Raw genomic sequence first — 14847 nt, 5'->3', positions numbered from 1 at the left:
GAATGGCCCGTACGGGATTAGATGGCATTAAATATGCTGAGGTTGGTGAAGATGAAAAAGCAATTCAGATTAAGAGTATGCCAGGTGCAATCGAATCGAAACTAGATGTACCATCCGAACTAGCAACTCTTTATGCTGATGACGGTATTTTTGCGGTGAAAAGTTCCGGGGTTGGGGAGGCAAAATTAGAACTGAACCTCGCTGACCTTACCACAGAAATGAAAAAGACACTTTTAGGTGTGAAGGTTGTGGATGGTATTGAAGAGTACCATAAAGATATGGAGCCTCCTTACGTTTGTATCACGTGGCGGCAACGTCACCATGACAAAGGTTATGTGTATTACGCCTTGTTAAAAGGGAAGTTCGGTCCCCCGTCTTCAGAGGGGAAATCAAAAGAGGATAAGGTCGATTTTCAAACAGATTCCATAGAAGGGCAGTTCATGCCTCGGAAATTTGACGGGAATGTATTTCTGATTGGTTATGATCAAAATGAAGGGTTCACACTTGAGAAATTCTATCAGCGTGCATATGGCATGTTGCCAGACGGCATGACAACAGAAGAAGTAAGTGCAGACTTAGGAAAATAAACTGGCAGCCGGACAGCGGCTGCTTTTGTCTTTTAAAAAATAATAAGGTGGTTTTTTACATGATTAAAGCGGTATTGAAAGATTATGCAAATGCTGAAATTGGCGAGAACGGGGAAATTGTCTCTGTTCCTGAAAAAACATTCATTCAGCCGATTGTTACATCGCGGTTTACTTATAGAGCATTAGAAATTCATGCGCTAGCAACGGATGAGGATTCAAAAATGACCGAATATGAGGTTATGACGGATATGATGGGTCTTGTCGTGGATATTTTTAAAGGTCAATTTGACGTCGACGATATTTTGGACGGTGTTGCTTCTGAGGATTTAGGTGACTGGCTCAGAGATATTATTGACCAAGCGATGACAAAGAGTAAAAAAAAGGCTCAATTGAAGAAGAAGGCAGTGGAGTCTCAAAAATAACAGGGAAACCAATGACCTACAGGGATTATCTTAACAGAATGAAGCAGATGTATCTTGATTTGATGGAAAATGGTTACAAGCTTCATGAAATAGATGAAATGGATATACAACGCTTCTTTGATCTTGCAGCTTACAAGCATGAGGAAGAGAACAAATTGGTCCCGGCTTATCAAATATTTGGTGCTACTTTGTAAAAGGGTGTCTGTAAAGGCGCTCTTTTTGTGTTTCTAAAAAACCATAGAAGGGAGGTAACTATTTGGCGACAGAAGGCAGACCAATAGGGAATTTAGTCATTAATACCACGCTAAACGATGCCGGCGTAAACAGAGGGATAACCGGTCTTAGAAATAACCTCAAAACAGCGCGGACAGCTACAAAAGCAACTGTTCAAGAGTTTAAAGCAATGGGCGATGAACTCACAGCCAGCAAAAAGCAGGTTGAAGGTTTATCAAATGAGCTTTCCATTCAAGAGAGGATTGTGGAAGAATACCGGAAGTCTTACGAGAAACAGGTTGAGCTATACGGCGAAGGCTCACAGCAGGCCCAGAAATACGCCCAGCGGCTCAATACTCAGATTCAATCATATCATTCTCTGGAAGGGTCTCTGCGGCGCGCGCAGATGCAATACCAACGGCTGGAACAAGCCCAAAGCCAAGCAAGCGAGAGCGCTGATGAGTTGACGGACAGCCAAAGAGAGATTGGCAATGCAAGTGGAGACGCTGGCGGGAAAGTATCCAAATTCAGTTCTTTTATCAAAGTGGGGCTAGTGGGCGCGTTGACTGCCGGGATTGCGGGAGTAACCGGGTTAACTGCCGCAGTCGGAGCAATGGGCGCTAAAATGGCGCTTGATACTCAAAAATCACAGGGTGAATTCAGGGCTCAATTGGGCCTTACCAAAGATGAAGCGAAAGATTTGACGAAAGTAGCGACAAGCGTTTGGAAAGACGGTTTTGGCGAAAATATGGATGTAGTCAAAGACGCCCTGAAACAGGTCCGTCAGAATATCAGGGGGCTCAGCGACAAGGATTTAAAGGATGTAACCAAAGGGGCTATTACTCTTTCAGAAACCTTTGACGCAGATGTAAATGAAGTCACCCGAGCTGGCAACAATATTATGAAAGGTTTCGGTGTTGAGAGCCAAAAGGCTTTTGATTTGATGACGTACGGTGCCCAAAAGGGGCTAAACTTTTCAAACGAAATGTTTGATAACTTGAGCGAGTACGCGCCTTTATTCGGCAAAATGGGTTTTTCTGCGGAAGAATATTTCCAGCTCTTAACGAAGGGCAGCCAGGCAGGGGTTTATAATCTCGACTACATTAATGACGTCATGAAAGAATTTCAGATCAGAGTGAAAGACGGCTCCGATTCGACGTCCGGAGCGATGGCGCAGCTTTCCGGAAGCACTCAGAAAGTATGGAGCCAATTTCTAAAAGGAAAAGGGACGGTTAAAGACGTTTCTAACGCAGTTCTGGGTGAGCTGAAAGGGATGAAAGACCAAGTCAAGGCGAATAATATCGGGGTAGCTTTGTACGGCACCAAATGGGAAGACCTTGAGGCTGACGCGATGTATGCCCTTGGCGGCATTAATGGAAAGATTGGCGATGTGAACGGGAAAACGAAAGAGGCCGGAAAAGCTCTACAGGATAACTTCGGGGCACGGCTGAAAAAGATAGGTCGTTCCGCCTTGTCGGCTCTCCTTCCGATCGGCAACGGCCTTTTAGACGTATTGGAGCCGGTCATGGCTGGCTTAGAGTCTGGCATGAAAAGCCTTGAACCGACTTTCAACAATATCGCGAATGCTGGAAAGAATCTAAAGACTATTTTCTCGGGCGTTATGGACGTTTTCAATGGTGATACGTCTAAAGGTGCCGATAAACTGATGGACTTTTTCCCGGTGTTAACGGTCCAAACCATTATCGACGGGATAAACAATATCAAGACTGCTTTTTCCGGCTTTAAGCAGCAGGCACAGCCCATCATATCTAACATGAAAGCAAGCTTTGACGCCATGAAGCCGACCTTTTCGACTCTCGGCACTATTGCATCCCAAGTTTTTGGAACTCTTGGTCCTCTGGTCAAACAGGCACTGGGCGGCGTGATGTCTTTCATTGGTCAACTCACGGGGCAGTGGAAGTCTTTCTGGCAGCAAAACGGTTCCGTTATTACCCAAGCCCTTCAGAATGTGTGGTCGATTGTCCAATTTGTCATGCCGGCCATACTTGCTATCATAAGTTCAGTTTGGGGGAATATAAAGGGCGTCATTACTGGAGCGATTTCAATTATCCAGGGCGTTATCCTCGTTTTTTCTGGGTTATTGACCGGGGATTTTTCGAAAATGTGGGAAGGAATTAAGAAAATATTTTCCGGCGCTATTAAAATAGTCTGGAATGCTATCCAACTTTCATTTTTCGGCAAGATTCTTGGCGGTGCCAAGGCTCTCGGCGCTGGCTTAAAGGGTATATTTCCAAAAATGTGGGGCTGGATCAAAAGTTTGTTTAAAGATGGCGCCACAAATGCCGGGAAAATGTTTAGCTTCTTGAAAGACAAAGCCATGAAAATTGTCACTGACATGAAAAGTAGCATTTCCAAGAAATTCTGGGAAATTATTGAGGGGGCTAAGGCACTCCCTAAGAAAATGGGCCAGGGCATTAAGGATATGGCTGGAAAAGCCTTAGATGGAATCAAGTATTTAGCCAATAAAATGACCAAGAAACTCGGTGGCGTCGTAAACGGCGTGATTGGCGGGGTAAACTGGGTTCTAGGGAAAATTGGTGTGGACGAAAAGAGTCAGATTCCTAAGTGGGATGTGCCACAATATGCAAAAGGAACAAGCGGACACCCAGGCGGCCCAGCTATCTTGGGGGACGGGTATAAACACGAACCGTTTATGACGCCTGACGGAAAAATTGGGATAAGCCCGAATGTCCCAACTCTTATGAATCTGCCACGCGGTACCCAGGTTATGGGCGGCGACGATGCAGAAAAAATGTTCGGTGGCAGTATCCCATTTTATAAAGACGGAACCGGTGGGAACTGGTTCACAAAGATGTGGGGAAAAGCGAAAGATATTGCTTTGGATGTGTATGATTATGTGTCCAACCCAAGTAAACTACTGAATAAGGTTCTGGAAAAGATCGGGGTGAGTGCTCCGAAAATGTCCGGCGGTTTTGGGCAAATTGCAGTCAATGGCTTTAAGTTTATCAAGGATAAAGCCATCAAGTTCATTAAAGATAAGATAGCTGACTATGGTTCTTTCGAGGGTGCAGGCGGCACTGCAGCGGTTAAAAAGTGGGTCGCTCAAGCCTTAAATATAAAAGGACTAGGGTCAGAATATGCCTCAGCGCTTGAGACAATAGCAATGAAGGAATCAGGTGGCAATCCGAATGTTGTAAATAGATGGGATTCAAACTGGAAAGCAGGGCACCCTTCCCAGGGGCTTATGCAGTTCATTCCAAGCACCTTCAACGCCAATAAGGAACCTGGTTACGGGAATATCAAAAACCCGGTACACCAAATTTTAGCGTCAATCAACTATCTCAATAGTCGATATGGGGGCATTCTGAATCATCCAGGCTTGAAGTCCATGGCACGCGGTGGCCGTTACATCGGTTACGATACAGGCGGATTGATTACGCGAGATCACATGGCCGAGGTCCATAAAGGGGAAATGCTGCTGCCGTTACGTCAATTTAGGCGCAGCCAAGCTCATAAAGTTCTCAGCCAGGCAGGTAAAATGGTTGGGTATGAGCCGGAAAGCCGGTCGAACTCAAGCGATGCAAACGCATTGAAAACCATGGTGACTTTACTGCAGCAACAAAACAGCAATCAGCAAGCCGAAATTAATCTGTTAAGCCAAACGGTAAGACTATTAACGCAGCTTGTTGCGAAAGACCCGAATGTAATACTAAGCGTCCAAGAATTAAATAAAATTCAAGACGAAGCATACAACAAGGAAAGAAACCAAAAGGGATTGCTGAACAATGTAAGCTTCTCTTAGGAGAGTGGTAGGTTGATAAACTATGATTTAATAATTGATGGCAAGTATTTAAGCGAGACGCTTCCAGGTGTCTCGCTTTCTTCATTTAGGCCGGAGGCGCCAGTGTTCGAAAGGCAGACGGCAGGAACAAACGCTCTCATTAATGGGACGATGATGCTTAAGCGGGGGAACACCGGGCGTTACACAGAAAGAAAAATCAATATAAAAGTGCTTGTGGAGGCAAACAGTTCTTATCAGTTCCAGATCAAAAGGGATGCCGTCTACAACCTTTTTGTAAAAGAGGACCCTTACTATGTAATCAATACACAGCAGCCTTATAAACGATGGCTTGTTACATGTGATGACGCATTTTCAATTTATCAAGAAAACGGTAAGAAGTATCAGGAAGTGGATATTACTCTAACGGCCATTCAGGGGCTTGCTGAGTCTTTAAATGACAGCACTGCATCTATGGAATTGAAGGACGAAAAGTTTCACTTAGGCATGAATATCCGGCGGGACTCAACCCCTGTGTTTCACTTTCAAAATAAAAATTCTTTCGTTGTGGATAACATAGGGGACGTAAAACTTGACCCGATTAACTACAATTACAACGTCGAAATGTACCTACAGGGTACTAATATTTCAATCACTAATATCACAACAAACGAAACCTTGACGTTGAACGGGAAATATTCAAAAACGGATAAGATAACGCTTTTGAAGCATCACATTTTGAAGAACTCTGCGCCTATATCCGATAGAAGTGGGCGGTTTCCGACTCTTGCAGCTGGCCAGAATCAATTTAGGATTGCGGGTGCTACCTACAGCAATATCCGATTCATTACACACTTTTATTATAAATAGGGGGTGATGCTCTTTGAATCAGATGTTTGTCCATGACATCAAAACGGGCCAAAAACATGAGCTTATTCACGTTGAACCTAAAGTGAATGATGACGTCACTGGGAAAAAGGATTTGTCTTTTTCAATTACCTTGACTGAATATAATCAGATTCCTTTCAATGCTTTAGTCGGAAGGAATTTTATTATTATCGACGAGGTTCGGTATAAAAAGCAGCAGTATTTCATTAACACGCCTACGATCAAACAGGAAGGCGCTCTGCTTACTAAAGACATAACAGCCACGCATATCTATTCCTTTAGGGCGATCAAGCATGTTGTTCACGAGACGATAGAGGGCACAAAAACTCTCAACGAAGCACTTAAGCACGCAGTGAAAGGCAGTGAAATCACATTTACAATTATGCCGGATGCGAAGGGGATCGGGGCTAAAAAGCTGGAGGGGTTCGGCAATAAAAAGACCTCTGAGCTGATGGACGAAATCATTTCTACCTTTGGGGTTGAAATCATCCCGGATAACACGCATTTATACATCTACAAAAAAGCAGGCAAAGAGATTGTAAAAAGGCTGGATAACCTTTCAAATCTAACGTCTTTACAGATCACAACAAGCGAAGATAACACGACAACACGGGTGAAAGGATACGGGAAGCTCAAGGAAGATAAAGACATCCTGGGCGATCAGTCCATTCCCTACGATTCTAAAACGGGCACCTGGGCGTATGATAGTTCATTAAAAGCAGATTACACGAAGAAAATAGGAGCCACGTTTTCTTTTTCTTTCACAGGGACAGGCTTTAAATTCAAAACTCTTGTGTCGAAGCTGGGTGGTAAATGGGAATTTAAGATAGGCGATCAGACGAAAACCATATCTGTCTATAAAGATTCAGACCCGACAGAAAAAGAGTTTGATATCATTCGCGGCCTGGACAGTAAAACTTATAAGGTAGTGGCTACCTTTAAAGGCAGGGACAGCAATAACCCTAATACAAAAGGCACAAAGAAAGTCGATCCGGTCATGTATCTTCTGCGCGGCAACATTATCGGGGTGTACAGGACTTTCAAGAATGAAGATGAAAAGTATGTCTTTCCTCCGGTCACCTATGTTCATCCAGAAGAAAAAAAGTTTCTGATTAACGGGCAGCCATCCTGGGCGGAACCGGTCATGGATGATTCAATCAAGACAAAGGATGACATGATTAAGCTACTTAAAACCAAAGTCAATCCTTACGCAGAGGTGTCCTATGATGCCGACTATGTGGAATTGTTAGATCAGGCCTTGGCTGATATAGAAGAGCCGGTTATGGCAGGGGACACCATTCGTGTATATGCTGACACGCCTCTAAACGGGATCACTTTTGATGGGAAGCTGAGAGCAACAGGGGCCTCATACAACCCATTAAGACTAGAACAGCCCTCTGAACTGACAATTGGTGGGAAACGAAAAAGCCGTGTAGACATGGAAATTGAAGAGAAAAAGCGCGCGAAGAATCAGGAGCAGGCCATCAAAAATTATCAAAATCTATTGGCTTCCGGGCTTTCTGAAATCAATCAAATAAAACAAAGTTTGGCAAATACGCAGGCATCACAGCAGACCACATATATTTTCTCTTTGCAATTCTTAGATGGTGAATGGTCTGTATCTTCTGGCGATGGTTTTGTTTCCTTGGCAGCGAGCATCCTTTCTTTGAATACAGACGATGATTACACCATCCAGTATGTGACCGGTGATGCTAATTTTATAATGAAAGAGGCGGGCTACTCACTTTATGTTGATGATGTTGACGTAAACAAGATTAATATAACCCTATATAAAGATGGTAAACTCAGTGATCCTCTTGAAGTTCCAGACGGGTCGAAAGTAAAAATCCTCATAGTAGGACAAAAATAGAGGTGACTTTATGACGCTTTATTTAAACAAAAGGCACGGTGATGCCCCAAACACAAAATTATTTAGCCAGCTAGATGAAAATGCAAAGGCCACAGAACATGAGGTCAATCTTTTAGAAGGTAAATTAAAATATCATGAAAAAGCTAAGAATGCTCATACATCTTCACAGATCGCTCATCGCGGCGGACTAACTGTCTATGAAGAAATTGAAATAGCGAAAGCACGTATCCGAAACCTTGTTTTACAAGCTGACGGAACCAACATAAAAGAGGTTGTGGATGCGCGCGTAGACGATGATGGTTTTGTGTATCCTGTATTGAAAGAAAGATTAGATGCAGATAAGGGAGAAATTAAGACTCAACTGGAAGCAAATAAGAACCAACTAGCAGAAATGTACAGGACGGTTGAATTAATAACCAATTCGCAGGATGCTTTAAGCTATTTGAATAATGTTGAAGCGATGACTACATTTAAGGCGCGGGAAGAAGCTTTATTCTGGCCACAATCTGCAAATATAAACGAGCTGACAAATGAAATCTATGTTGCTTCACAAGAAAATGAAGGAACAGAACTGAGAATTGAAATTCGCGATCTTGATACAGGTAGTTTCAAAGAAAGAAAATCAATCCCTATAGAATCTGGCGCATATACTGAGGGGCTGTCATTTTTTTATAATGACCAAGGTAACTTATGCTTTATCGTTAAAGCTTCAAAAATGTCTGGATATAATATTTTTAATTATGATACAGGAGAACTCTCGGATTTAATTAGAGCTAATGTAAGTAGTAAATATGCGGCTAACAAATACTATTTTGCTTCGATAACCGTAAATCAAGCCAGCATTCATGCTTATGTGTACACTTGGGAATCGATAAAGATGGGGAATCCCGTTCTATACACCGATTTTACTGTAGACTATATTCCTAACTTAGAGAAGGTACAAGGTATAACCCTAAATGATGGATTCCTATTCATGTCACACGGTAAAAGTAATGGGAGGCCGGCTATATCTGTGTACAACCTAGCTGGAGAACTTTTAAATTACTATATTTACACAAAAGACTCACTCGCTAGTGCGATCAATAAAAAGTTTTCTGACTTCATTCCGAATATTTACAACTATAACTTTGAAAATGAATCGTGCTGTGTGTACAAAGGAGATTTAGTTGCAGTTCAGGTCGTGAATAACGCCGACGTTGTTCTTGTACGGCATAATCGAATGTTGGGATATTCCTTGGATGTAAACGTAAACCAATCTCGCAAAGACACGGGATGGATGGATACAGAATTATTAAATGGTGCGACTGCCTACGTTCCAGAACGCATACCAAGAATACGGAGAATAGGAAATAAAATACGACTAGAAGCCGAACTAAAAGGCGTAACGACTATGGACACAGAGTATATAAGCTACTATCCTGAGTGGTCGCCCGATAGAGTGTTGCCCTTTACGATTCCAACATCAGGAGGGTACAATGCTGTTTGTCAAATCCAACCAAATGGGAAAGTGAAAATATTATCCACAAGACACCCTACTCCTGATGTGAATTCTTGGTACCCAATTGTTTTTGAATGGTATTTGAATTAATGTACGCGGCGACTATTTAAAGGGAGGTAACGGATATTGGCTATTTATAAAAACGGCTCTTACGCGTTCGATATAAACGCAATAACAGAAGGGAATTACCAATCATCTTTTATATTTTCAACGCAAGATATTAATACGGCAAAGTTGATATTTTATTTACGCAAGGACGGCATCCCATTGCCACTATCAGCCGTGACCGGAAAAGTAATCCTCGTTCCGTCCAGCGGTAAGCAGAGAATACGAGATGTCACGATAGTTGATCCGTTGAAAGGTATCGCAGAGTATGTTTTAGATGAGGATGAAATCAAAATGTACGGCAAATTCAACTGTCAACTCATTCTGAAATATACGAACGGGCAATCACTCTCTGCTCACAAATTCGGGTTTGAAATATCGCAAAGTCTTGCGGATCAAAACATCGCACCTCTCGCAGAATATTACGTCGATGATTTCGAATCATTAAAGGCGTTAATCATAGCGATGTATGACGAAGAAACAGCAATGCTCGACGAATTAAAAGCGAAGTTCTCTGATCTCGACCGAATTGAAACGAAAGAGGGAGCGCAAGAAAAGGCAGATGAAGCGGAAGTTAATGCGAAGGCTTATACGTCCGAACACGCAGCTAAGACGGATAATCCTCACAAGGTAACAAAAGCGCAGATTGGCTTATCGAATGTAGATGACGTGCAGCAGGCGAGTAAGATAGAATTTAAGGCGCATGACGATGATACTACACGGCATATCACGGCTGATGAGCGAACAGCTTGGAACGCTAAAGAAACAACGAATGGCGCGCAAGAAAAAGCGGATAAGGCGCTTGCTGACGCCAAGACTTACGTATCTAACTTTTCGTGGGTTGTTGCGACTTTGCAGAACGGCTGGTCTCACTACAACGGCGGCGAAGATGTAGTTTTTGGAATTGACGCGTCGAAAACAGTATGGGTGCGAGGGGAAGCAAAAGGAGGCGTTGTTGGAACGACTGTTTTTACACTCCCTGAAAACATGCGGCCGCCACGATCTATGGGTTGTATACAAATAGCATCAGGATCGGCACAGGTTGCTCGGATTGCATACAAATTTACTGGGGAAGTCATCGTAGAAAGCGTATCCAGTAACACGAACTATATTAAATTTGATTTCGCGTTTAAAGCGCTGTAGAGGAGGCGTTATCAAATGAAACAAATATACAAATACGACAACAAAATGAATTATGTGCCATCAGAAAATATGATTATCAATGACGGCGAGGAGATTCCGGAAGGGTACACAGATATCCCTCCTGTTAATCCCGACGGCGCCGGCATGTATAAACCGGTGTTCGATAAAGGCAAATCGGAATGGCGCGAAACAGCTACACAAGAATACATCGACAGCTTACAGCCTCCGCCTCCCGAACCATCAGAGCTAGACAAGCTTAAAAAGCAAGTATCTGACCTCACATTCAAGCTGTTAACAGGTGGTGTGATTAAATGAGTGATTGGTACGAAACAATAAAAGATTATTATGATGACAAACTCTGGACTCCTGAAATGGTCAGGGATATGATACCGATAAAGATTTTAACGCCAGAAGAATATCAAGAAATAACAGGTTTTATTTATCCAGCCACGGAGCCGGTTGTCATAGATTTAGGAAGTTAACCAACACCCATTGAGGTGTTTTTATTTTGCCATGAGGGAGGTGAGGGCTTTATGGAAATGGATATTACACAGTATTTAATCACTCAGGGGCCTTTTGCTGTGTTGTTTTGCTGGCTCCTATTCTATGTCATGAAAACGAGTAAAGAAAGGGAAGCAAAGCTCTATAATCAAATTGATTCCCAAAATGAAGTTTTGGGGAAGTTCAGTGAAAAATATGATGTTGTAATTGAAAAGCTAGACAAAATTGAAAGCAAAGTACAATAGGAGGAATAAACGATATGAAAAACTATGACAAAGGCACGGTCATTCGGACGGTGCTTCTTTTGATTGCACTTATTAACCAAACAATGCTGATGCTTGGTAAGTCACCGTTGGATATTTCAGAAGATCAGGTTAATCAGCTTGCGGATGCTCTTTACACTGCTGGTTCTCTAATCTTTACTATCGGGACTACAGCTGTAGCATGGTTCAAAAATAACTATGTGACTATAAGAGGTCACCAGCAAAAAGCAGTTCTCAAACAAAATAATCTAACAAAATGAAGCTGCTGGATAACCCGGTGGCTTTTTTATATTAAAAATAAAGGAGAGAACACTCATGACAATCTCAGTGAAAAAGAATCTTGTATCAGAAGCAAAATACGCTTTGAAATGCCCAAACGCTATGACAGCGGAATATATTACTATCCACAATACAGCAAACGACGCGTCAGCTGCTAACGAGATCAGCTATATGATCGGGAATAAAAGCTCGACAAGCTTTCACTTTGCAGTCGATGACAAAGAGGTGCGGCAGGGCATCCCTACAAATCGTAACGCATGGCACACAGGAGACGGCACCAACGGCACCGGGAACCGTAAATCGATTGGTGTCGAAATTTGTTATAGCAAATCGGGTGGCGCTAAATACTACGCTGCTGAAAAATTGGCTATTAAATTTGTGGCGCAGCTGCTCAAAGAGCGCGGCTGGGGTATTGATCGTGTGTGCAAGCATCAAGATTGGAACGGCAAGTATTGCCCGCACCGTATTTTGTCAGAGGGAAGATGGGATGAGGTTAAGGCTGCCATTGAAAAAGAATTGAAGGCGCTGGGCGGGAAAACATCTTCTAAACCGTCATCGTCTGCGCCTAAAGCTTCTGGGGGCACTTACACAGTCAAAAAAGGCGATACTCTTTCCGTAATTGCAAAAGAGCACGGGGTGAGTGTGGCAACCCTGCAAAGCTTGAACGGTATCAAAAACCCGGACTTGATCAAGGTCGGCCAAGTATTAAAGCTCACAGGATCAAGCACTCCCAGCACGAAACCAAGCAGTAAAAAAACGTCATATGCGCTGCCCTCTGGTGTCATTAGAGTAACAAGCCCTATGCGAAAAGGGGATGACGTAAGGCGTATTCAAAATGCTCTGGCTGCTCTTTATTTCTACCCGGATAAAGGGGCAAAGAATAACGGCATTGACGGCGTGTACGGCCCGAAAACAGCAAACGCGGTCAAACGGTTCCAGTCAGTAAGTAGCCTGACTGCTGACGGCATTTATGGACCTAAGACTAAAGCGAAAATTGAAGAAAAATTGAAGTAATAAAAGAGCCTCTCATATATTGAGGGGCTCTAAAATTCTTTTGACTTAATCATCCCAGTTTTCATCTTCTTCCCAGTTTTCTTTTTTTTCAAGCAATCTTTTATAGAAAAATTCAATAAAGCTATCGGATAACTTGTTTTGGTATCCAAGCACTCTATCCCAAATAAAAACCGGACATTCATTATTACTGTTCATTTTGTTTGTATCTAAGGCATATGCAAAAAAATCTATATCCTCTATTACAACAAGTCCTTCAGATAAATTAAAATGTTTACGATATTCTTCTGTGGTTTCAACTACAGAAGCTCCACCATAGTCATACCCCAAAGTATCAATTCCGTATAAGCCACCGGAGCCAAAGTTTTTCAGAAACCATTTATAACTATCAGGAAGTTGTAATTGCAACTCCTTCTCTATATTAATAATCTCTTCTTCACCTATTCCTCCAGTAAAATAACTGTCTGCTTTATTTTCAGTTATAAATTCTATAGTTTTTTCATATAGGTCCATCGATATCTCTCATTCCTTTTATTTTTCATATTGTTTTGCTCTCCACTTCCAATACCTATCTCGGAAATTATCATATTGGGCTTTCAAAACTGGATCGTTTCTAAAGCTTTCGCCGTCAGATTTAAGCCTATGGATAATGCCGCTATATTTAGTATGTAAGCTATTTGGAATTTCAAGCATTGGGCCAGGTTCTTCTTGAATCAAGTGATGTAAATTAATCTGTGTGCCATCTTTTGCAAACGGAGCGTTACCATTTTTCATAAGTTGAAGATTCGTAAGGCCTTTTCGATTTTTTTGATTAAGGTCTATATCTTTCATCGTATATACTCTACGACTTACATCTTTAATTTTCCCTTTCGCCTTTACATTTCCCTTTATTTCATATGCTTCATACTTTTCTTTATTTAACCAAGGGGGGTCTATCTTTTGCCCTGTAAACGGCTTTCTGCTCTCATCTAATTTTTTAGCAAGCTGGAGCAGCTTGTCTTTTGCGCTCACATCGTTGATGACATTATACGGCACACCACCAGCTACAACTACATCTTCTCGCATGGCAAACGGTTTAATTACTGTTAGTGGATCAGGAGTTTCATCCAGTTTTTTAGAAACTTTTTTGACTGCAGCTTTTCCGGCTGTTTTCACTCCTATTTTAGCAACTGAACCAGCACCTTTTAAAGCAAAGATGTTTACTGCTGCACATGTAATCCAATGAGCTGTTGATTCTGCGTCTCCGTTCTTTACGTCTCTAATATAGGAAGTAACAATTGCATCTTTAATTGAGTTGAATGTGGAATCATAGTAATAAACTGCAACTGCAGAATTAATAAACATGTCGACAGGGTGATTGTGTGCCATATAGTCTAGTGTTTCAGCTGTCATATCATAAAGGGCGGTAACAGTACCTTTGGCTCCAGCCATTAGTTCCCGTGTGTTTTCAATCTGTGTGAAATATCTTTGTTGATCTGCTGTTAGATTTTCATACCCAATTGTTTTGGCCATTGAATAGAATTCATCGGCATCCGCATAATCATAATTCTTCAGTCTTTCTTTCAGTTTTTCAATCTCTCGTTCTTTTTCTTCCTTCTTCTTAATCGTCAAATAAGCTTCAGTATGTTTTTCAATATCGCCTTTTTTCTTATGTATGTCACTGTCACGGTACGCCTTGGCGTTGTAGTGAATGGGCGTAGCATTCTTGCCCTTGCCAGTGGATTCCTCAAGCTTTTGGAAGTCCTTCTTGATGAATTGTTCGTTTGGCTCTGACTGAGCATATTCAGAAACAAGTGCTTCGTCAACGCTGCCTAATTTATCGACTGTTTTTTTGCGTTTATTCTCCGCGTCGGCGAGTTCGTCTTTAAAGGTTTCTGTCGAGAACAAATCAAGCGGAAGAATATCGTCGATATCATGTAAGATATCTTTCATCGCTTTCTTTTGTTCAGACATAATCGATTTTGATTTTGTGTAAGCATTAGCAAGCTCGTGTTCTAAGAAGGATTCTTCTATATATGCATCAGATAAGCTGGCGTCCTCTAAAGTGCTTGAAATGCTTGTCAAGAAAGCAATTTTCATATCAAGTAAGTCAATCCAATTGTCAGCTACACCTGCGTGATCTTGGTAAAATGCTTTAATGTTGTCGGCGCCTTTGCCGGAAAACTCACTGTCATCTAAATCTGCTACAGCTTTAAAAGCCTTTTTTAGATTGACCATCTGACTTCTTAATTCCTTGTATTCCTTTGCGCGTCTATCTGCTTCTGAAAGCAGTGATTTGGCTTCAAATACTTTCATGATCATATCCTT

General features: G+C 42.0%; 15 protein-coding genes. 13 read left to right on the top strand and 2 right to left on the bottom strand.

The features are described from left to right. Window positions 1–2 precede the first annotated feature (2 nt). The 13 genes from PUN35_RS05115 (at window position 3) to PUN35_RS05055 (ending at window position 12543) form a co-directional block, all read left to right on the top strand. Window positions 3–587 carry a major tail protein gene (locus PUN35_RS05115; RefSeq protein ID WP_014479876.1) on the top strand — a complete coding sequence of 195 codons (585 nt, stop codon included), beginning with the start codon at window positions 3–5 and terminating at the stop codon, window positions 585–587. A 59-nt stretch (window positions 588–646) separates the two neighbouring features. Continuing rightward, window positions 647–1009, top strand: a complete 363-nt coding sequence (gpG, locus tag PUN35_RS05110; RefSeq protein WP_014479877.1) for a phage tail assembly chaperone G — start codon at window positions 647–649, stop codon at window positions 1007–1009. A 38-nt stretch (window positions 1010–1047) separates the two neighbouring features. Beyond that, window positions 1048–1203, top strand: coding sequence for a hypothetical protein (locus PUN35_RS05105; RefSeq protein WP_225910714.1), 156 nt, complete (start codon window positions 1048–1050; stop codon window positions 1201–1203). A gap of 62 nt (window positions 1204–1265) precedes the next feature. Then, on the top strand, window positions 1266–5006 hold the full coding sequence (locus PUN35_RS05100; protein ID WP_014479879.1) for a phage tail tape measure protein: 3741 nt from the start codon (window positions 1266–1268) through the stop codon (window positions 5004–5006). A 12-nt stretch (window positions 5007–5018) separates the two neighbouring features. Beyond that, window positions 5019–5852 carry a phage tail domain-containing protein gene (locus PUN35_RS05095; RefSeq protein WP_014479880.1) on the top strand — a complete coding sequence of 278 codons (834 nt, stop codon included), beginning with the start codon at window positions 5019–5021 and terminating at the stop codon, window positions 5850–5852. A gap of 22 nt (window positions 5853–5874) precedes the next feature. Then, entirely contained in the window at window positions 5875–7740 is a 1866-nt protein-coding gene (locus PUN35_RS05090; protein ID WP_031600550.1) for a phage tail protein, read from the top strand. A gap of 10 nt (window positions 7741–7750) precedes the next feature. Continuing rightward, window positions 7751–9328, top strand: coding sequence for a hypothetical protein (locus tag PUN35_RS05085; protein ID WP_031600551.1), 1578 nt, complete (start codon window positions 7751–7753; stop codon window positions 9326–9328). 36 nt (window positions 9329–9364) lie between these two features. Next, window positions 9365–10486, top strand: coding sequence for a BppU family phage baseplate upper protein (locus PUN35_RS05080; RefSeq protein ID WP_031600552.1), 1122 nt, complete (start codon window positions 9365–9367; stop codon window positions 10484–10486). Between the two features lie 15 nt (window positions 10487–10501). Beyond that, a complete protein-coding gene (locus tag PUN35_RS05075) occupies window positions 10502–10801 on the top strand; it encodes a hypothetical protein (protein ID WP_031600553.1) in 300 nt (99 codons plus the stop codon). Beyond that, window positions 10798–10968, top strand: a complete 171-nt coding sequence (locus PUN35_RS05070; protein WP_031600554.1) for an XkdX family protein — start codon at window positions 10798–10800, stop codon at window positions 10966–10968. The genes PUN35_RS05075 and PUN35_RS05070 overlap by 4 nt, the downstream gene beginning before the upstream one ends. A 51-nt stretch (window positions 10969–11019) precedes the next feature. Continuing rightward, on the top strand, window positions 11020–11232 hold the full coding sequence (locus tag PUN35_RS05065; protein ID WP_031600555.1) for a BhlA/UviB family holin-like peptide: 213 nt from the start codon (window positions 11020–11022) through the stop codon (window positions 11230–11232). A 14-nt stretch (window positions 11233–11246) separates the two neighbouring features. Beyond that, a complete protein-coding gene (locus PUN35_RS05060; RefSeq protein WP_031600556.1) occupies window positions 11247–11510 on the top strand; it encodes a phage holin in 264 nt (87 codons plus the stop codon). Window positions 11511–11565: 55 nt separating this feature from the next. Beyond that, window positions 11566–12543 (top strand): N-acetylmuramoyl-L-alanine amidase, encoded by a 978-nt coding sequence (locus PUN35_RS05055; protein ID WP_031600557.1) that lies wholly within the window; start codon window positions 11566–11568, stop codon window positions 12541–12543. Between the two features lie 45 nt (window positions 12544–12588). Here the strand turns inward: PUN35_RS05055 and PUN35_RS05050 are convergent, their stop codons facing one another. Then, complete coding sequence (locus PUN35_RS05050) at window positions 12589–13053, bottom strand: SMI1/KNR4 family protein (protein ID WP_031600558.1); 465 nt, start codon at window positions 13051–13053, stop codon at window positions 12589–12591. Between the two features lie 18 nt (window positions 13054–13071). Further along, the gene (locus tag PUN35_RS05045) at window positions 13072–14835 is read right to left on the bottom strand and encodes a T7SS effector LXG polymorphic toxin (protein WP_033881288.1); all 1764 of its coding nucleotides are present in this window, start codon (window positions 14833–14835) and stop codon (window positions 13072–13074) included. Between the last annotated feature and the right edge of the window lie 12 nt (window positions 14836–14847).

Source organism: Bacillus sp. N3378-2at, assembly GCF_033412715.1.
In the GTDB taxonomy this organism is placed as follows: domain Bacteria; phylum Bacillota; class Bacilli; order Bacillales; family Bacillaceae; genus Bacillus; species Bacillus subtilis.
Note: the sequence above shows the minus strand (reverse complement) of the source record. Positions and strands in the feature narration are given on the sequence as shown.

What these genes read in the sequence shown, in the direction of transcription:
- PUN35_RS05065 (WP_031600555.1), top strand. Translation starts at nt 11,020, where the DNA reads ATGGAAATGGATATTACACAGTATTTAATCACTCAGGGGCCTTTTGCT.
- PUN35_RS05045 (WP_033881288.1), bottom strand. Translation starts at nt 14,835, where the DNA reads ATGAAAGTATTTGAAGCCAAATCACTGCTTTCAGAAGCAGATAGACGC.
- PUN35_RS05105 (WP_225910714.1), top strand. Translation starts at nt 1,048, where the DNA reads ATGAAGCAGATGTATCTTGATTTGATGGAAAATGGTTACAAGCTTCAT.
- PUN35_RS05050 (WP_031600558.1), bottom strand. Translation starts at nt 13,053, where the DNA reads ATGGACCTATATGAAAAAACTATAGAATTTATAACTGAAAATAAAGCA.
- PUN35_RS05085 (WP_031600551.1), top strand. Translation starts at nt 7,751, where the DNA reads ATGACGCTTTATTTAAACAAAAGGCACGGTGATGCCCCAAACACAAAA.
- PUN35_RS05070 (WP_031600554.1), top strand. Translation starts at nt 10,798, where the DNA reads ATGAGTGATTGGTACGAAACAATAAAAGATTATTATGATGACAAACTC.
- PUN35_RS05060 (WP_031600556.1), top strand. Translation starts at nt 11,247, where the DNA reads ATGAAAAACTATGACAAAGGCACGGTCATTCGGACGGTGCTTCTTTTG.
- gpG (WP_014479877.1), top strand. Translation starts at nt 647, where the DNA reads ATGATTAAAGCGGTATTGAAAGATTATGCAAATGCTGAAATTGGCGAG.
- PUN35_RS05055 (WP_031600557.1), top strand. Translation starts at nt 11,566, where the DNA reads ATGACAATCTCAGTGAAAAAGAATCTTGTATCAGAAGCAAAATACGCT.
- PUN35_RS05075 (WP_031600553.1), top strand. Translation starts at nt 10,502, where the DNA reads ATGAAACAAATATACAAATACGACAACAAAATGAATTATGTGCCATCA.
- PUN35_RS05090 (WP_031600550.1), top strand. Translation starts at nt 5,875, where the DNA reads ATGTTTGTCCATGACATCAAAACGGGCCAAAAACATGAGCTTATTCAC.
- PUN35_RS05115 (WP_014479876.1), top strand. Translation starts at nt 3, where the DNA reads ATGGCCCGTACGGGATTAGATGGCATTAAATATGCTGAGGTTGGTGAA.